Origin of the sequence: Nostoc sp. (genome assembly GCF_036917975.1) — a bacterium.
In the GTDB taxonomy this organism is placed as follows: domain Bacteria; phylum Cyanobacteriota; class Cyanobacteriia; order Cyanobacteriales; family Nostocaceae; genus Nostoc.
Genome location: NZ_JBALEJ010000014.1, coordinates 233,835 through 251,839, shown reverse-complemented (window position 1 = coordinate 251,839; position 18,005 = coordinate 233,835). Strand labels below are relative to the sequence as shown.

General features: G+C 41.6%; 17 protein-coding genes. 9 read left to right on the top strand and 8 right to left on the bottom strand.

The features are described 5' to 3' along the window. Positions 1-144 precede the first annotated feature (144 nt). The 5 genes from purU to V7K76_RS05835 form a co-directional block, all read right to left on the bottom strand. Positions 145-999, bottom strand: a complete 855-nt coding sequence (purU, locus tag V7K76_RS05855; RefSeq protein ID WP_334774782.1) for a formyltetrahydrofolate deformylase — start codon at positions 997-999, stop codon at positions 145-147. Positions 1,000-1,025: 26 nt separating this feature from the next. Next, a complete protein-coding gene (locus V7K76_RS05850) occupies positions 1,026-1,652 on the bottom strand; it encodes a DUF4340 domain-containing protein (RefSeq protein ID WP_334774783.1) in 627 nt (208 codons plus the stop codon). Between the two features lie 91 nt (positions 1,653-1,743). Next, a complete protein-coding gene (locus V7K76_RS05845) occupies positions 1,744-3,456 on the bottom strand; it encodes a GldG family protein (protein ID WP_442936263.1) in 1,713 nt (570 codons plus the stop codon). Positions 3,457-3,733: 277 nt separating this feature from the next. Further along, positions 3,734-4,546, bottom strand: coding sequence for an ABC transporter permease (locus V7K76_RS05840; protein WP_334774784.1), 813 nt, complete (start codon positions 4,544-4,546; stop codon positions 3,734-3,736). After that, on the bottom strand, positions 4,547-5,557 hold the full coding sequence (locus V7K76_RS05835; protein WP_334774785.1) for an ABC transporter ATP-binding protein: 1,011 nt from the start codon (positions 5,555-5,557) through the stop codon (positions 4,547-4,549). Between the two features lie 339 nt (positions 5,558-5,896). On the opposite strand from V7K76_RS05835, the gene V7K76_RS05830 reads away from it, so the two are divergent. After that, positions 5,897-6,289 (top strand): hypothetical protein, encoded by a 393-nt coding sequence (locus tag V7K76_RS05830; RefSeq protein ID WP_334774786.1) that lies wholly within the window; start codon positions 5,897-5,899, stop codon positions 6,287-6,289. 192 nt (positions 6,290-6,481) lie between these two features. Further along, positions 6,482-7,741, top strand: coding sequence for a tetratricopeptide repeat protein (locus V7K76_RS05825; RefSeq protein ID WP_334774787.1), 1,260 nt, complete (start codon positions 6,482-6,484; stop codon positions 7,739-7,741). 243 nt (positions 7,742-7,984) lie between these two features. Here the strand turns inward: V7K76_RS05825 and V7K76_RS05820 are convergent, their stop codons facing one another. The 3 genes from V7K76_RS05820 to V7K76_RS05810 form a co-directional block, all read right to left on the bottom strand. Beyond that, a complete protein-coding gene (locus tag V7K76_RS05820; protein WP_334774788.1) occupies positions 7,985-8,575 on the bottom strand; it encodes a DUF411 domain-containing protein in 591 nt (196 codons plus the stop codon). Between the two features lie 830 nt (positions 8,576-9,405). After that, complete coding sequence (locus V7K76_RS05815; protein ID WP_334774789.1) at positions 9,406-9,870, bottom strand: pyridoxamine 5'-phosphate oxidase family protein; 465 nt, start codon at positions 9,868-9,870, stop codon at positions 9,406-9,408. Between the two features lie 189 nt (positions 9,871-10,059). After that, on the bottom strand, positions 10,060-10,200 hold the full coding sequence (locus tag V7K76_RS05810) for a hypothetical protein (RefSeq protein WP_334774790.1): 141 nt from the start codon (positions 10,198-10,200) through the stop codon (positions 10,060-10,062). Between the two features lie 184 nt (positions 10,201-10,384). Here V7K76_RS05810 and V7K76_RS05805 point away from each other — a divergent pair, with 184 nt between their 5' ends. From V7K76_RS05805 to V7K76_RS05775, 7 genes are all read left to right on the top strand, one after another. Continuing rightward, complete coding sequence (locus V7K76_RS05805; RefSeq protein WP_334774791.1) at positions 10,385-10,600, top strand: bromodomain-containing protein; 216 nt, start codon at positions 10,385-10,387, stop codon at positions 10,598-10,600. A gap of 60 nt (positions 10,601-10,660) precedes the next feature. After that, positions 10,661-11,212: an alpha/beta hydrolase gene (locus V7K76_RS05800; RefSeq protein ID WP_334774792.1), complete on the top strand. Its 552-nt coding sequence runs from the start codon at positions 10,661-10,663 to the stop codon at positions 11,210-11,212. 98 nt (positions 11,213-11,310) lie between these two features. Further along, positions 11,311-11,850 (top strand): HdeD family acid-resistance protein, encoded by a 540-nt coding sequence (locus V7K76_RS05795; RefSeq protein WP_334774793.1) that lies wholly within the window; start codon positions 11,311-11,313, stop codon positions 11,848-11,850. A 477-nt stretch (positions 11,851-12,327) separates the two neighbouring features. Beyond that, complete coding sequence (locus tag V7K76_RS05790; protein ID WP_334774794.1) at positions 12,328-14,412, top strand: glycoside hydrolase family 10 protein; 2,085 nt, start codon at positions 12,328-12,330, stop codon at positions 14,410-14,412. Positions 14,413-14,999: 587 nt separating this feature from the next. Beyond that, positions 15,000-16,085, top strand: coding sequence for an ABC transporter substrate-binding protein (locus tag V7K76_RS05785; protein WP_334774795.1), 1,086 nt, complete (start codon positions 15,000-15,002; stop codon positions 16,083-16,085). A 101-nt stretch (positions 16,086-16,186) separates the two neighbouring features. After that, complete coding sequence (locus V7K76_RS05780) at positions 16,187-17,080, top strand: ABC transporter permease (protein WP_334774913.1); 894 nt, start codon at positions 16,187-16,189, stop codon at positions 17,078-17,080. Positions 17,081-17,268: 188 nt separating this feature from the next. After that, entirely contained in the window at positions 17,269-17,994 is a 726-nt protein-coding gene (locus V7K76_RS05775; RefSeq protein WP_334774796.1) for a Uma2 family endonuclease, read from the top strand. Positions 17,995-18,005: the final 11 nt, after the last annotated feature.

The following is an 18,005-nucleotide window of genomic DNA, read 5'->3' as shown; positions in this document are numbered from 1 at the left end:
ATTAGGACTTACGCAAAACCACACGCTGTAGGGGCAATTCATGAATTGCCCCTACCAGAACATAAGGGTTTCGGCTATTGTTTGCGTAAAGATATAGCCGTTTGCTCAATTGTCAAAGCTGAACTATTTTGTTTGGATGTAGAATCACTCGAATACTACTGTTCTATTTCCATATACTAATACACGATTTTGTAAGTGCGATCGCACTGCTCTTGCTAATACAATTCTCTCCAAATCTTTGCCTTTTCTCACCAAATCATCAACTTCATCACGGTGGCTAACTCTCACTACATCTTGTTCAATAATTGGGCCTGCATCTAAATCAGCAGTGGCATAATGCGCTGTTGCACCAATAATTTTCACACCACGTTCAAAAGCTCGGTGATAAGGATTTGCACCGATAAAAGCTGGTAAAAATGAATGATGTATATTAATAATTTGCGGAAATTGACTAATAAAATCTGCACTAACAATCTGCATATATTTTGCCAATACAACTAAATCTATTTTGTACTGGCGGAGTAATTCTAGCTGTTGGGTTTCTTGTTCTGATTTATTATCTTTATTGATAGCAATGTGCTGAAAGTCAATATTAAATTGCTCTGCCACTACCTTTAAATTAGAATGGTTGCTAATAATTAAAGGAATTTCAGCAATAAATTCTTTGGCGCGTTGTCGCCAAATTAAATCAAATAGACAATGGTCTTGGCGACTGACCCAAATAGCAATGCGTGGTACTGTATCAGAAAAACGTATTTCCCACTTAGCGCCTAAAGGTTGTGCAATGGCATTAAATGCAGGGGCAATAAATTCTCGCGGCAAATTAAATCCATCTAACTGCCATTCAATGCGGGTGAGGAATAACCCAGCAGCAAAATCTGTATGTTGATCTGCATGAATAATATTACCACCGTTAGAATAGATAAAATTGGCAAATTTCGCCACCAATCCTCGTTGATCGGGGCAAGAAATTAGCAATGTTGCTGTCGGATTTGTCATAACAATATCGCCAGATTTGGAATTAATTATTTGCTGTTTGTCGGACTCGGTTTAGGAATGATCAGTGGAGGAAGTTTCTGACTATTATCTACAGGTTGTTTCCACTCTGATAATTCCCGATTCACGGCATTGGCAAAATCTGTAGATACCAACAGCACATTTATATTTCCATCTGGTTTAACAGCAGGATCAGCTTGAGCGTACAAGAAACGACCGTTAAAGTTAGATTTACCTAAAATCAACTGATGGCTTTGTCGGTTTTTCAAGGCGATATTGATAGTTGCTTGGGGTTGTTCTAAGGCAAATTCTCCAAGCTGTTTTGCTGGAATTGATAAAGTCGTATTGCTATTACCTTTGACCAACAAATCCATTAAATAAGAAACAATAGCATCATTTGCTAGGCCAGATATCGGAGATTTGATTAACCACTTAGGCTTACTAGAAGATTCAGGTCTACGTTCCAGGTTCAAGGTGAATTTTTTTGTCTTGACTGTTAGAGACTGCACGTCATCTTCTCCAAAAGAGAAAATTTTCTGTTTTTGCTCTTTGATTTCTTCTCGCTGAGTTGCACCTCGAATTTCATAGAAGTAAACAAAACCACCTAAACCTAGCGCTAGTAGTATCAAAATTAAAGTCGTTCGCGGCAATTTCATTTTTTAATCATTTGTCATTTGTCATTTGTCATTGGTGAAGAGTTAGTATTTATAACTCTTAACTCCTAATTCCTAACTCCTAACCCATTTCTTACCGTCGTTTCCACCAGATAATAACTGCTGCCGATAACCCAATTAAAGGCAAAACTAACAAAGACGACAATATTAAAAGATTTGCCTGGGTAGTTGTCAGGGTTATCCGACGGTTTTTCGGTTCTTTGGGGCGAATAGAAAGGGGTTGCTGATCCTGTTTACTCAGCCAAGTAACTGAATTGAGGAATACATCTCCGTTTAGTTGCTGTTGAAACAAACCATCGGTGGCGAAACTAGAATTTCCTAAAACCACTAACCGCGACTCAGTGGTTGTTTGAGATGAGGAAGTAGGGGGAGATAAGGGAGTGGTGCTTGGTGATGGAAGTGGTAAAGCTTGCGGAGTTTTGGCAGAAGGATTAGGACTAGTTTTGCCTTGGGTGGTTGGTGATGGGAGGGGTGAAGGTGTGGGTGAAGCTTGGGGAGTGGAAGTAGATTTGGGTGTTTGTTTTCTGGTTAAGGCAACACCCAAGGTCAGAGGCCCTTTGAGGTCTTTACCTGCATTAAACTCTAATTTTTCGCTTTGGAGATCGCTTTCTCCCCAACTGCTGGGATAGGGTTTGGTTCGCAGCAGAGGAGTAGCCTCAACACCAGGTACAGAGGTAATTTCCAGTGGTCGGGAAATCGGATAAAAAGAATTACCGTTACCGAAATCTTTGGTAATTGGATGTTTACCGTATTCTGTCACTAAGGGCGCAGCAGGGCCACGTCCCACGACGCTTTCACTTGAAACATCTACGGCTAAACGATTATCCAAACTAACACCCCACTCTTGTAGCAAGCTATTAAGTTTAGGATCGGTATTAGGATCAATCATCAGCAGTAAATTACCGCCTCGATTCAGATATTCTTGCAAGGCTTTGACTTCGCCCTGAAATAACTCTCGCTTAGGGCCAGCTACGATGACGACAGCTGCATCTTGAGGAACTTTTGAGGTTTCTGTTAGATTTAGCGCTGCTGTTGTAAAATTTTTGTCGCCTAATCCCTGAACTGCTTGTGACATTGCGCCTTTACCAGCTGAAAGTTGGTGTTCGCCATGACCTTGGAGGAAGTAAACTTTGGCTGTGGTTAAATTTGTTAGTTGTTGTAGACGACTAGTTAATCTGATTTCTGACAGACGCTCATTTTCATTTATTGTCTGTACTAATTGCCGTTTATCCCCAGATTCAAGGTAAACTTCGCCATAATCTTTAACGCCAAACTTCTCTGCAAGTCCTGGTCTAGCTTCAGGGTTGATATACTCATATTTAAATTTTGAGCTTTGCCGCTGATAATTTTCTAGCAGTTCTCGGTCTTGGGGATTCTGGTTAATATCAAACACCCACACTTTAACTGGCTGTGGTAAAACGCTTACTAATTCCCGCGACTGGGGCGCAAGGGTAAATAATTGAGACTCTGTTAAATCTGCCCGCAGATGGTAGCGAGTTCCCAAAAAGTTAATCAATCCCAAAATTGCTAATACTGCCAGAGTCACCACTAAGGCATTAGTTCCTGCTTGGGTAGAACGACGGTTCCACCAGTTAGTTTGGTAGCTTTGCCATATTATCCCCAATCCACTGATGACAATTCCCGCAATTATAAATACTAATGGAATTAGTCCCCACTGTTCAGAAACTAATCCAACTGTTAAGCCGACAGTAATTAGGAATGGGCCGAACCAAAACAGATATTTCCAAAGTTTCTTTTTTGCAACTATCTTCATATAATTTGTCATTGGTCATTAGTCATTTGTTATTGGTCATTTGTCTAAAAATAGTGACAAGTAAAAATATCTGGACGAAAATTGAGTGACTAAAAATAAGCAAGACAACTGAGTAACAATTCAAAATTCAAAATTAAAGACATTTCAGACGGGGATTTAAACCCCGTCTGAAATGGTTGCTACATATAGATTTAGGGGTTTTAAACACTTTAATTTACGATAAATTTAGGGGGAGCATTAATTTTGAATTTTGAATTTTGAATTTTGAATTCGGAGCAAAGCGACGTGACTATTGCCTTTGAAAGCGCAGTGCATCAATTGATTGAGCGGTGAGAAAGATGCCCAAAAAAATGTAACTGGCGAATAAAACTAAGGTGCTGGTATCGAAAATCCCTTGAATTAAGGTGCTGTAATGTTTCAGCAATGATAGATAACCTAAAGCTTCGCCCACAGGGCCAGGGACAATTTTGCCGATTAAATCAATCAATAACAATAATAAAATGACTGCAAAGGTGAGAACGGCAGACAGAATTGTACTGTCTGTTAATGAGGAAATAAACATTCCGATAGATAAAATTGCTGCTGCTAGCAAGATTAATCCAAAATTACCCAGCAAGGGAATTGAGAGCGACATTGGGGGATTTGAGCCACTGATAGCGATCGCTTCAAACACTATCATGGGTAAAACCATTGTGGTCAGAAATGTTAGTACGCCTAATAATTTACCCACAGCTACCGCCCAATTGGTGATTGGTGAGGTGGCTAACAGTTCTAAAGTGCCCCGCTTACGTTCTTCAGCATAGAGTCCCATTGAGAGGATGGGCAGAATAAACAACAATAGCCACTCCATACGTTCCAAAAATATTCGGATAAATTCGTAGGGGACATCTATGGGCGGTACTGGTACTCCCAACTGTTGCCCTTGTGCATCCATTGCCGCCACTCCTACCAAAATGCCATCTGGCCCTAGCAAAATCATCACGAAGAATAACCCGGCAAGGAACCAAAATATGCCTGCGATCGCATAAGCTAAAGGCGATACAAAATAACTCTGTAACTCTCGGCGATAAATGGCAATAATATTACTCAGCACTATACCCATTTAGGCTGCCTCTCCTTCGTTGTCTGCTGCTAAGTCTACCTCAGGATCGAAATTCTTTTCTTCTGTGGTCAGTTGCAAGAACACGTCTTCTAAGGTAGCGTTAACCCGCCGCAGTTCATGTAAACCGAATCCTGCACGCACTAATGTTGTAGCAATATCCTTTCCTGGTTCTTTTCCCGGTTGCGATATTACCCGCAGGTAAGCGCGATTTTCTTGGGGTTGATGGCCGTGGATTCCGGCTGTGGGAATTGATTCTATCAGACTCACACCCGCGACTTTTTGCAATACCTGTTTCGCTAGGGCAGCTTCTCCTTCTATTTCCAATTCATACCCAGAACCACCTGTCAACTGAGTCATCAGGTTTTCTGGTGTATTAGTTGCCACAACTTTACCGCGATTGATGATGGCGACGCGGCTACAAGTCATGCTCACTTCTGGCAGAATGTGCGTGGAAAGAATAATTGTGTGCGTACCAGCGAGGCTTTTAATTAAATTCCGCACTTCAATTATTTGTCGAGGATCGAGTCCAACGGTGGGTTCATCCAAGATGATCGCTGGGGGATCGTGGACGATCGCTTGAGCAATTCCTACTCTTTGGCGGTATCCTTTAGAGAGTTTGCGGATAATCACTCGCCGCTTGTCTTCTAAATTGCAGCGTTCAATGGCGGCTGTTACCTTGCTGGGGCGATCGCCTGCTGAAACTCCCTTAATTCGGGCGACAAAATCCAAAAATCCCTCCACCGTCATCTCTGGATATAACGGCGGTGTTTCGGGTAAATAACCAATGCGTTGGCGCACAGCCAGAGAATTTTTATGGACATCATAACCAGCAATCCGGGCATTTCCATTGGTTGCCGGTAAATAACCAGCCAGAATCCGCATGGTTGTGGTTTTTCCAGCCCCATTGGGGCCCAACAACCCTAAAATTTCCCCAGGTTCGACGCTAAAGGTGACATCAGTAATCGCTGGGGTAGAGCCGTATATTTTACTCAGATGTTCAACTTCAATCATCCGTATAGTGGCGATCGCAATTTATAGAATACCCAATAATCTTAGATCGCAATATTGAGTATGGGGGACTGGCACTAAGATTCGCCGACAATGGGTAAAGTTCCTGAAAAATCTCTTTGTATCATCGCCTCAGTTAAGTACTTGAAAATTCCAACCAATCTTTTCTGTGTCTGGAGTTAACGGAGTCTCCATTCCTCTTTGTGTTGCTCAATTAGCTCACCCTTTTGGGTGAGTCATAAATCAACCGATTAGATGACCTGGACGAAGGAAGCTGAGATTAATAATAAAGAGGACTCTATTAGTGAAGAACACCGATTGCATTTTACCTAAGTATAAGTTATGAAACTTGTTACCTTAATAAATTCTGCACTTATTTTTGCTTCTATTACCTTTGTACCTGGAATCGCTGGCGCTCAAACAGCTACTAGCAATAGCAATGAAACAATAGCTGTTAACTCTAACAATATATCCACTAATTCGACTGCTGTGAGTTACCTACAACCCTTGAATCTAGTAACTTTTGCTTATCAAGGAGGTCTGCAACAACATGGTATTCCGAGCGGAGAAGCCCTAGTACTTGGAACTCAAAACAGAAATATTCTGGCGAAAGATGTGGTTCAAGCTGCTGTTAATGCAGATAAATTACCATCACAAGTTTTAAACGACCAAAATTATCTAAATGCTGTTAATTTAGAACTCAACGTATTACCCGACTACGCTGCTGCTGATTGATTTGGTTTTTCTGATATTTAAAGTCTTTTATACACAGAGAAGACGGGGTATAAAATAAGTTTTAATATTTAAGAATAAGTTCTAAGTTTTTAAGAGAAGTTGTGCCTATAAGTTTCACTTATCCTGCGCTAAAGGCACAGAAAATTGTATAATCAACAGCTTATTAACCAAAAATTGCGTTTTCTATAGAGAATGACAGAAGTAATTAGATCCGGGAGCCTAAATAACATTGAAATAGGGACTGGGGATTGGGGACTAGAGATTGGAGACTGGGAAAATTTGGATGGGAATTCAGATCCCAACGAAATCTTAAAGGAATTTCCTGTCCAGTCTACTTCGGACTTCGGCGTGAGTGCTATTTCTCTACAAGGGGTTGCGCCAACGACAGAGCTTAATACAAGTCAGTCGAATGCTGACGCTCACGGTGTCAGCCCAGTAACCAGTACCCAGTGCCAGAACGCCGAGGATGCCTCAACTTTGGCGCAGCAATGTGGGGAATTATGGACGCAACCTGTTGAGTCCATTGCGTTTGAAGAGCGGTGCTTAGAAAAAGCCAGAGAAACAGGCGATGCCGACGGCGGGCGAAGCCAACCCAATGAGGAAGTTATTTCTTTGGGAAGTTTGGGCAATGCTTACCAGTCATTAGGCGAGTACCACCTAGCAATTGAGTTTTATCAGCAGTGGTTAGATACGGCTAGAGAAATAGGCGATCGCTTGGGGGAAGCCAAATCTTTATCTGGGTTGGGTAACGCTTACCAATCACTGGGAAAATACCAGCGAGCGATTGAATTTTATCAGCAGTGGTTGAGTATTACTAGGAAAATTGGCGATCGCACAGGAGAAGGCATTTGCTTGGGAAGTTTGGGCAATACTTATGAATACCTGGGCAAGTACGAGCAAGCGATAGAGTTTTATCAGCAGTGGTTGAGTATAACGAAGAACATAGGTGATTGGACTGGGGAATGCCTAAGCCTGGGAAGTTTAGGCAATACTTATGAATCGTTGGGAAATTACCAACTGGCAATAGAGTTTTACCAGCAATGGTTAGGGTTGGCAAGATTCATCAGCGATCGCAACGGCGAAGGCATGGCCTTGAGTGGCTTGGGTAGTGCTTATAAGGCTTTGGGACAGTACCAAATGTCCTTTGAGTTTCATCAGCATTCATTAGAGATCAGAAAGAATCTCGACGATCGAAATGGGGAAGCAAACGCCTGGTTTAATTTGGGTTTGGTGTTAGAAAAAATCAATCGAGAATCAGAAGCGATCGATGCCTTTTGCAATGCTCGTGAAATCTATCACGCAATGGGCCTTGATGCCAGCCTGCAAGATTGTAACCATGCCATTGAGCTTCTTTCTCAAAATGTTGCAACCTTCACATCTGGCTTCTGGTTTGGGAAATGGTTAAATAATTTGAAGAAGAATTCAGAAGTCAGAATTCAGGAGTCAGAATAAATCAGTCGGGGATTCAGACCCGCGACTGATAGCGTAGCGTTAGCGAGTCCGCGAGCGTCTTGAAGACCACCAAATTTTCAATTTGGTGGGGGTGCAAAAACGCCGATTATTCAGACGCTCGGTCGCGCAGCGTGCCGTAGGCAAGACTCGCTAACGCTGCGCTATCCGCCAGTCGCACAGAAAACATTGCTGAATTCTGACTCCTGACTCCTGAATTCTGTTCGATAACTCGTTCTAATTCAGTCAGGACTCAGCACGATACTTATTGAATACTGCAACTGAGTCCTGGCGATCAAAAGACAACACAGAAAACGGATCTTTTCGATTCTCCATCTCCATACCAGGAGTGCCTACAGGCATTTGGGGAACAGATAAACCAATAACATTTGGCTTTTCTTGAAGCAGACGTTTGATGTCATCTGCTGGGACGTGTCCTTCTATGACATATCCGTTCACAATTGCGGTGTGGCAAGATGACAAATTATCCGGCACGTTGTACTTTTGTTTGACTGTTTCGATGTCAGATGTAGAGAAATCTGTGATTTTAAAACCCTGTGCCTTTAAATGATCAATCCACCCGCCACAACAGTTACAATCGGGACTGTGATATACAGTCGCATTTAGCGCTGTTGGTTTTAATGGTGTCTGTTGATCCTGAATGCCTCTATTGAAACTTACTAGTTGAGCATGAGCATAACTCATAGAAGCAGTGCTTCCCCAGATGCCCAAAACCCCTGCTGTTAGACAAATTATTACCACTACTCGCACAGCAGTAGGTATCAAAATGGGAAGTAAGCGTTTTTGCCAGTAGTAAATAAATTGTTTGGACGACATCTAAGACTTCCTAAATACAATATTGCAGAAATTTGTAACTATTTCTCTTCAAAAAGACTCTGCATACTTATCCGCTTACTTTGCGTTCCTCTACGTTTAAAAGGACTACGATATAGATAATGTAGCCTTTTTTAGTAGAAACAGATGCAATAGGATTCAGTTAAGCCCAAAAAATAAAAATGTCTAGTGGCGTAGCAAGGCTAAAATGTTGCAAAAAAATCGTAGGTTGGGTGGAGGCTTTGCGTAACCCAACATCCTGATATTATATGTTGGGTTGCGCTCCGCTCCACCCAACCTACAAATATTCTGTCTAATTTATTACTCATCGGGCGACTGGAAGTCGCGGCTATACAAACCAAACCCACCTCCGTGGATTAAAAACCAATGCAGTTCAGAATGAACAACAAAACCTCATGTAGAGACGCGATTCATCGCGTCTTCAAAGACCAATTATCTACACCAATAACCCTTACCTGAACCGTATTGGGTTCTTTCTCTGAACTTAAAAACCCTTTGTTTTGTCTAGTAGCGAATTCTATTCCAATACGCTTGGGTTAAGGACTACTGGCAACAATTTTTGGTTTTCGAGACGCGATAAATCGCCGTCTCTACAAGTGTTTTGTTGCTCATTCTGAACTGTATTGAATTCTATTCGCCTAATACTTTTGGGCTGATTCATCTTTCTTTTGATGATCTGCCATATTTTTTGCAATCAAAAATACTTAATTTTTGGCAATCTCATCCAATACTTACATGTGTGAAAAATTCGTAATTGATAATTTGTAATTTAACTCTTAACTACAAATTATCAATTACAAATTAGGAATTAATTAAAGACGTGATGGTGTCAAAAAACGAATTGTTTGTGGCTGAAAGCTCGATACACTCTCCCAATAATTAACCTGGTTAATATTCACTTTGAGCAAAGCAATATTGGGTTCCTCCAGCCCTTTAGGAAACCAGGTTTGAAGTTCTGGCTTCCATAGTTCTCGCAACTTGTTGCGGTCTTCCACTAGTTGCGCTGTACCTGAGATAGAAATGTATCGCTGCTGTTCGGGTGACGAAAAACTAACGTTCACCTGCTTATGGTGTTCAATCTCAGTCACCTTATGGGAATCAGCATAAGTAAAGAACCAGAGTATGCTATCAGACTTAATCTCACCACTCTTTGACATGGGGTAACTATGCAAACTGCCATCATCATCGACTGTGGTAAACATACCATAGTCAATATCTTTAATTAGTTCATGCAGCTTTTGAATTTGTTGGTCGCGGTCTGTGGTAGAAGTTGCCATTGTTTGTACTCTTTTCTCTATTCCCTTTTTTGTTAGCTGTACTTTTTGATTACAACCAAACTTAAGGCTGGTAAAGTTATTTTTAGTATCAAGTTTTTTAGTTTAAATTACGTGAGTCCACAGGTATAATTTTTATAAAAATAGCTCTTTTATTTATATCTATAGAGATATTGCTTGAGAGCCACTGCCTTAATTTTTGCACGAATTGTAGGCATAGCATTTGCGATCAAATTCAGTGGTGCGATCGCCGATAGTTTTTGAATGAAAATTTGAAGAAGAATTCAGATAGCGATCGCAGTTCATGACCATACTAAGATTTGCGATCGCCACTCATAAATATTCCCCCGTATACTAATGTATTAAATTTTGCGATGTGAAGTATTCTTACTCTAAGATGTTAAATTTATACCCTCTGGATCAGCCTCTTCAACCCATAGCAAGAGTATCACTTTCCATTCAGCGCCTACGATGAAGAACTAGGAAATTAAATTGCAGTATATCTGCCTTTCAACTTATGGACTGGAAGTACAGGTGGAAAAATGGCTATAAACCAAGCCGAGATGAAGCGGCAAAAAACCCTCACTTATTAGATGAGAGTCAGTTCGAGAACGAGCAAGACCGAAAGCTGGCGGAGGATTCTGCAAGGAAGCATTTGGGTGTACCTGCACCAACCTTAGATGAAGATAAGTCAATACTACCTCATGCTGTTTCGCCTGATGAAAATGTTTGATACTAAGATATAGGCAAAAAATGCCTATATACGCTCCGCACCATTATAAAGTTAGACAAAATGCAGATTTATCAACTTTTCAATCGATTAAACAGTCGGAAATTCGCTAAGTTACTCACTCAAACAGTAGCTTTAGGCGTAGGTGCTATTGTTCTATTCTCAACCACTAATGCTAATGCTGCCGAGCAAGTTATCTTAAAGTATGGTACTTTTCAGGGGCAAATATCTGTTGAAGAATTAAGTCAGTTTACAGAGACAGGCAAGACTACCCCGACATTAACAGCTTATTTACAAGCGGCCAAACAAGATCCTGCATTAGCTCGTAAGGCACTGAAAGCACCAATCAAAGCCGATCCTGGTTTTTTAGATAGCTTACTGTCTAGTTGGGCTGGGCCAATTTTAGTTAACCAAATTGGTGAGGTAGTTCATCCTCCCACAGGACAACTAGATCAACAAGCGTTGCGAAGCGCTTTAAGTGCATCTATTAAACAAAAGGGTGAAGTTACACTACTTGGAGCCATTCAGAATTATCCAAATACTTCTGTTGAACTTGAAGGCGATCGCCTCATCTCTGTTTATGAGCGTCTAAGCAGTCTTGCAGAACTTTTATAAGTTAATACCAATGAGTCTACCTATGGGTTATACCCTGTGACTAAAAAATTCCCTAACCTAAATTTAGAGTTTAGTCTAAACATAGGGAAAAGATTTGTATGACAACCGATGTTTCTAGAGATATTAAGAAGGATGTTAATGGGTCACTGATAACTGGTATTCTCCTGAGTGTTTTAGGGGTAATTGCGATCGCAGTGCCTAATTTCGCCACCATATTCGCCGAAACTTGGATTGCAGCGATTTTGATTTTCGCCGGATTTACAAAACTAGTTTATGCTACTCAAACCCGCGATCGAGGAGGTTTTATTTGGAAACTCCTATTAAGCGGACTCTATATTGCAACGGGCATAATGTTGTTTGTTTACCCTTATACAGGTGTTCTCACTCTAACTCTGTTGCTTGGTACCTTTTTGCTAACTGAAGGCACATTCGAGTTAATTCTGGCATTCCAGTTACGCTCCCAAAACAACTGGACGTGGATACTAGGTGATGGCATTATTACGCTAGTCTTAGGTGCAATGATTTGGTTCCAGTGGCCTTTCAATGCGCCTTGGCTTCTTGGCACACTAGTTGGTGTCAGTATTATTTTCACTGGCATTTCCCGCGTAATGCTGTCATTGAATGCGCGTTCTACCTGAATGGGGATTAGGGATTGGGGACTGGGTATTGGGGACTAGAGAACAATTTTCTGAATACCTAATCCCCACAATTCTGTTAGATTAAGGTTTTTTGATGAAAATTTTAGCTCGCTAAAAGATGCAATAAATGATCACAAAGACGCGATAAATCGCCGTCAAGACAAAAGACTGATTATTGTAGAGACGGCGATTCATCGCGTCTCTTGCCTTAACCGAGTAGTATTACCCAGTCCCCAAAAAAGTTTACAAGACATTGCAGCAGCGATGCCTACGGCGGGCTACGCCTACGCCAAGAAAATTGCTAAATTAACTAAGGGACTGACAAATAAAAAAATATTCAATTAACTCTTGTGGGGTGGGCGTCTCGTCCGCCCAGTTCATAGGGCGGGCAAGATGCCCACCCCACAATATTGGATAATTTATTTCTTGGAGTTCCCTAAGGAAATCAAAATCAAGGCCAGCTAGCTGCGATCAACAATGGTATCTATTACTACTCCCTTCTCGGATATTCAAAACCATTGGGCACGCTCATTTATTACAGCCTTAGCCCAACGTGGTATTGTCAGTGGGTTGCCTAACGGCGTCTATCGCCCCGATAACTCAGTAACCCGCGCTGAATTTGCTGCCATCATCGCTAACGCATTTGGGACAGTTTCCAAGAAGCGGCAGTATGTCCCTTTTGTTGATGTACCTACTAATTATTGGGCAGCAGCCGCCATTCAAACAGCTTACGAAAAAGCATTTCTTAGTGGGTTTCCTGATAAAACTTTCCGTTCCGCTAACCGAATTACCAGAGTAGAAGTCTTAGTTGCTTTGGTAGGAGGCTTAGAAGTTGCTACTAAGGTAAAATCTGACCTCCTCTCACAACTTCCACAGATTTATCAAGATTCTGTTCAGATTCCTGAGTATGGTAGAAATCAGGTAGCTATTGCCACCAGCGCGGGATTGGTGGCTAGTTTCCCAAATATCAAATTACTCAATCCCAATCTCGCAGCCACCCGTGCAGATGTGGCAGTGATTATTTATCAAGCTTTGGTGTATTTAGGTAAGGCAGAAAAAATTGCCTCTAGTTACCTAGTGCAGCCGCCAATATTAACGCCGATACCCACACCTACACCTACACCGATACCAACTCCCATACCAACGCCGACACCTACACCTACACCTGTCGGTAGTGTAAAGGTAAATCATAGCCGGGAATTCCGGGGTGCATGGGTAGTATCAGTGTGGAATGGTGATTGGCCTTCTAAAGCGGGACTTCCTGTTGCCCAACAAAAAGCTGAACTCACCGAGATTATTACTAAATTACAAGCGTTAAACTTCAATGCCCTCATTTTCCAAGTGCGACCAGAGGGTGACGCTTTATATGAATCCCAATTAGAGCCTTGGAGTGCTTGGATTACCGGGACTCAGGGGAAAGCACCAGAACCATTTTATGATCCTTTAGCGTTTGCGATCGCAGAATGTCATAAGCGCAATATTGAACTCCATGCTTGGTTTAACCCCTACCGCGCTAGCACTTCCACTGACCCAGCCAAAACAGTGCGTCCCCACATAGCAGCTACCAATCCAGAAAGCGTTTATTTGTGGAAAACTCAACGGTGGATGGACCCAGGACTGAAAATAGTTCAGGATAGAGCTTACAACGTAATCATCGACGTAGTGAAGCGCTACGATGTTGATGGCATTCATTTAGATGATTATTTCTATCCATATCCCATTGAGGGACAGTCTTTCCCAGATGAGAAAACTTATGCTGCATATAAGGCAGCTGGTGGTACTCTCAGCCTTGGCGACTGGCGACGGGACAATGTTAACAAAATGGTACAGCGCCTCTACCAGGGAATTAAAGCAACTAAACCCGAAGTTAAATTTGGTATTAGTCCCTTTGGGATTTATCGCCCTGGACAACCCACTGGTATTACTGGGTTAGATGCTTACAACGTGCTGTATGCCGACTCGAAAAAATGGTTAGAAGAAGGCTGGATTGATTATATCGCGCCTCAACTTTACTGGCGCACAGATCAACCACAACAAAGTTATCCAGCGTTGCTAAAGTGGTGGACACAGGTAAACACAAAGCAAAGACACGTTTACGCTGGTAACAATTTAACAGAACCAAGCAATAAGAGTCGAGAGAGTGATGAGATTGAAAAGCAGGTGAAAATTAGTCGTAGCCAAGCTGGACAGTTGTCACTGGGTAATATCTTCTTTAACCTCAGTGTTTTGACAGAAAATAGTCAGGGAATTGCTGATAAATTTCAAAGTCTGCTTTATAACAAACCTGCGTTACCGCCAACTTTGCCTTGGCAAGATACAACACCACCCCCTCCACCTATTGGATTACAAGTCAATAACCGCAAACTGAGTTGGCAGCCTGGAGATAATCAGCCAGTTCGTTCTTGGACACTTTATCGACAAACTGGCGATACTTGGACAATTCAACGAATTTTGTCTGCTGGCACAACCTTCGCTACCGTCCAACAAGCCGGAACCTATGCCGTGTGTGCGGTGGATAGATCGGCCAATGAGAGTGTGGGAACAGTTATTACAGTGAGTTGAACTGGGGATTGGGAAGTTAACAATTCAAAATTCAAAATTCAAAATTCAAAATTAAAGACATTTCAGACAGGGATTTAAACCCCGACTGAAATGGATGCTACATGTAGATGTAGGGGTCTTAAACCCTTTAATTTACGATAAATATGTGGATTCAGACCCGAATGGCACTAAGTTAAGATGCAGCCCTTGCCCTGACTGGTTCCCAGCCTGGAGGCTGGGAACTCATTCTGGGAGGCTCCGCCTCCAGTAGCTTGACGAGAGGCAGAGCCTCTCGGAATACATTCCCAGCCTGGAGGCTGGGAACGAGGCTACACATGCTTTTGGGCTTTTCTTAGTGCCATTCGATTCAGACCCCAATCAAAACAATCAAGGAATTTCTTGCCCAGCACCCAGTCCCCAATCCCCAGTCCCCAATCCCCAGTCCCCAGTCCCCAGTCCCCAATCCCCAGTCCAACAAAGGTAAATTATTAACAGTTGCACAAGTATATACACTTAAGTTAATGTTTAAGCTAGCTATCAACATTGCAATTAAAAACATATCTAAAATCAATTGGCAACAATACAAAAAATGATTGACTATTAACTTAATGACTAACAGACGCCAATTTTTAAAAGGAGTGGCAGCACTTTCTAGCTTATCTTTAGCTGGTTGTGGCTGGAAGCTGGCTGAAGTACGTGCTAATTCTAATACGAATAGTCAGCGTGACCAACTTTATATCTTTACCTGGACACAATATACTGACAACCAATTATTGAAAACCTTTAGTACCCAAACTGGCATGAAAGTGCTAGCGGATGTGTATGATTCAAATGATGTCATGCTGGCTAAATTGCAAGCTGGAGGCGGTGGCACTTATAGTATCATCAACCCATCTGATTATATGGTGCAGAAGATGGTAGACAAGGGTTTGCTAACAGAAATAAATCACGATCGCTTAATCGGTCTAGAGAATTTATTTCCCCGGTTTCAGAATCCTAGTTACGATCGCAATAACCGCTACAGTATCCCTTTTAACTGGGGGACAACAGGTTTACTTTACAATTCCGAAAAAATTAAAGATGCACCACAAGACTGGGATTATCTTTGGCAAAATCAAGAGCAACTTAATCAACGGATGACTTTGCTCAATGATGTTCGAGAAGTTATGGGTGCAACGTTACGAATGCTAGGTTATTCTTACAACTCTAAAAATGAACAAGAAATCAAACAAGCCTATGAGAAATTGAAGGTGCTAAAACCTGCGATCGCACGTTTTGATACCGACGCTTGGCAAAATCAAATCCTGGCAGGAGATTTACTACTAGCAATGTGTTATTCAGCAGATGCAGTGAAAATCTCTCAAGAAAACCCTAAACTCAAATATGTGATTCCTCGTAGTGGTTCTTCATTATGGACAGACACTATTGTAATTCCCAAAACCGCACCCAACAGGGCTGGAGCCTATGCTTGGATTAACATGATTTTGCAACCAGAAATAGCAGCCCAAATCAGTCAACGCCTAAACATTTCTACACCGAATAGCGCCGGATTTGAGCAATTGCCAAAAACAATCCAAAGCAACGTTAATTTGTTTCCGCCAGAGTCACTTTTAAAAAATTGTGAACGTGTTGCTCCTGTACAGGAATTTGAAGAGGTTTACGATCGCTATTGGACTCAATTAACTAGTAGCTAAATAAAATAGTTAGGAGTTAGGAATTAGGAGTTAGGAGATTGGATTTTTAATTCAATCCAAAATCCAAAATCTAAAATCTAAAATTAACAGGGTTAGGAGTGATTAATTTGGAAAAAAATAATATTTCTAAAATAGAAGAATTGCATCGCCCACAAGTAAATTGGCTCCAACCCTTGGTATTACTTGCACCATCTGGGATTTGGTTATTACTTTTATTGGTTTTGCCAGCTTTGATAATTTTCGAGTTAAGTTTAGTTGCAGATATCCAACCGGGAGATATAGTCAACCCCAACGGATTCAAAAACTACATCCGAATATTTGACTCTCTTTACCTGCAAGTAATTTGGCGATCGCTATTTTTTGCGTTTGGCACTACAATCATTTGTTTAATTTTGGGCTTCCCCGTCGCCTACTGGATTGCTCAGATAGCGCCGCAACGTTGGCGAAATTTACTGTTATTAGGCTTTGTCCTACCTTTGTGGACTTCTTCGTTACTCCGCTCTTATGCTTGGATTACCATTCTTCGTCCTACTGGCTTATTGAACGGTTTATTCAGCAATTTAGGCTTACCGACTTTGGAATTACTGAACAATAGTCAAGCTGTATTAATTGGCATGAGTTACAGCTTGTTACCATATATGGTTTTGATTTTATATGCCTCTCTCGAAAAGCTAGACAAGCGGTTACTAGAAGCGGCGGCTGATTTAGGTGCAAATCCGGTAGAAACTTTTTTCCAAGTAACTGTACCGCAAATTTTTCCGGGAATTGCAGCTGCTTCCATGCTTGTATTTATCACAGGTTTGGGGGATTTTGTCGATCCAGAATTACTTGGTGGTGCTTCTAGTATGACGGCAGCGCGGTTAGTTTATAACCAGTTTCTTGGAGCAACCCAAAATTGGGGATTTGGTTCAGCTTTGAGTATGACGTTAATTTTACTTGTTAGTATTGCGATCGCGCTTTTGATTAAGTTTGGTGAAGCTGCACCCAAACGTTAAACTTTCCGTCACTGAATTTTAGATTTTAAATTTTAAATTTTGGATTGAAGATTCAAAATCTATCTTGGAGAGTTTACTTCAAGTACGCACGCAAACAGGGTTTCGCACAGAAGCAATCTAAAATCCAAAATCCAAAATTGTTTAGCCCATTTATAATAAAGGCATCAAACGCCAGCGAGACAACGGTTATGCTCTCACCCGATCTCAAAAATGCGTTACCGACGACTGATGAACTTCCTTGTTCAGACGATACGCCAGTGGATAACGAAGACCAAAACTTTTTGCCCAATATTTTACTCTTCTTACTCAACTCCATTTGGGCAAATCGAATGGATTGGTACTTCGGAGTAGATATGGGAGTGTATCACACCACAGGAGTGAATCCCAGAGTAGCTGTAGTGCCAGATGCTTTTTTAAGTGTGGGAGTAGAACGAAAAAAGGGAGGCAAATCACGCAAAAGTTACGCAGTTTGGGAAGAAAATGGGATAGTTCCAATCTTCACATTAGAAATGGTATCGCACACCCCAGGGGGTGAATATGACGAGAAGCTAGATATATACAGAAAACTCGGTGTACTGTACTACGTAATTTATAACCCTGAGTTTTGGCGACGCGATCAACATCAACCCTTTGAAGTGTATAAGTTGATCGATGGAAACTACCAACTACAAATAGGTGAACCCTATTTGATGCCAGAGTTGGGGTTAGGTATTGGACGACACCAAGCTGTAATTGGCGGCATACAACAGGAATTTTTATGTTGGTATGACGAACAAGGAAACCGTTATTTGACAGATGCAGAACAGCTACAACAGGAGCGATCGCGGGCTGAACAAGAACGACAAAGGGCTGAACAATTAGCCCAGTATTTACGTTCTATAGGTGTAGATCCAAATAATCTACCTGCTAGTTAAGGCGATGGCAT

Bases quoted from the DNA above. Each gene is read 5' to 3' on its own strand.
- V7K76_RS05835 (WP_334774785.1), bottom strand. From the start codon at position 5,557: ATGATTGAAGTTGAACATCTGAGTAAAATATACGGCTCTACCCCAGCG.
- V7K76_RS05805 (WP_334774791.1), top strand. From the start codon at position 10,385: ATGGACTGGAAGTACAGGTGGAAAAATGGCTATAAACCAAGCCGAGAT.
- V7K76_RS05815 (WP_334774789.1), bottom strand. From the start codon at position 9,870: ATGGCAACTTCTACCACAGACCGCGACCAACAAATTCAAAAGCTGCAT.
- V7K76_RS05785 (WP_334774795.1), top strand. From the start codon at position 15,000: ATGACTAACAGACGCCAATTTTTAAAAGGAGTGGCAGCACTTTCTAGC.
- V7K76_RS05850 (WP_334774783.1), bottom strand. From the start codon at position 1,652: ATGAAATTGCCGCGAACGACTTTAATTTTGATACTACTAGCGCTAGGT.
- V7K76_RS05825 (WP_334774787.1), top strand. From the start codon at position 6,482: ATGACAGAAGTAATTAGATCCGGGAGCCTAAATAACATTGAAATAGGG.
- purU (WP_334774782.1), bottom strand. From the start codon at position 999: ATGACAAATCCGACAGCAACATTGCTAATTTCTTGCCCCGATCAACGA.
- V7K76_RS05800 (WP_334774792.1), top strand. From the start codon at position 10,661: ATGCAGATTTATCAACTTTTCAATCGATTAAACAGTCGGAAATTCGCT.
- V7K76_RS05830 (WP_334774786.1), top strand. From the start codon at position 5,897: ATGAAACTTGTTACCTTAATAAATTCTGCACTTATTTTTGCTTCTATT.
- V7K76_RS05820 (WP_334774788.1), bottom strand. From the start codon at position 8,575: ATGTCGTCCAAACAATTTATTTACTACTGGCAAAAACGCTTACTTCCC.
- V7K76_RS05845 (WP_442936263.1), bottom strand. From the start codon at position 3,456: ATGACAAATTATATGAAGATAGTTGCAAAAAAGAAACTTTGGAAATAT.
- V7K76_RS05840 (WP_334774784.1), bottom strand. From the start codon at position 4,546: ATGGGTATAGTGCTGAGTAATATTATTGCCATTTATCGCCGAGAGTTA.
- V7K76_RS05775 (WP_334774796.1), top strand. From the start codon at position 17,269: ATGCTCTCACCCGATCTCAAAAATGCGTTACCGACGACTGATGAACTT.
- V7K76_RS05790 (WP_334774794.1), top strand. From the start codon at position 12,328: ATGGTATCTATTACTACTCCCTTCTCGGATATTCAAAACCATTGGGCA.
- V7K76_RS05795 (WP_334774793.1), top strand. From the start codon at position 11,311: ATGACAACCGATGTTTCTAGAGATATTAAGAAGGATGTTAATGGGTCA.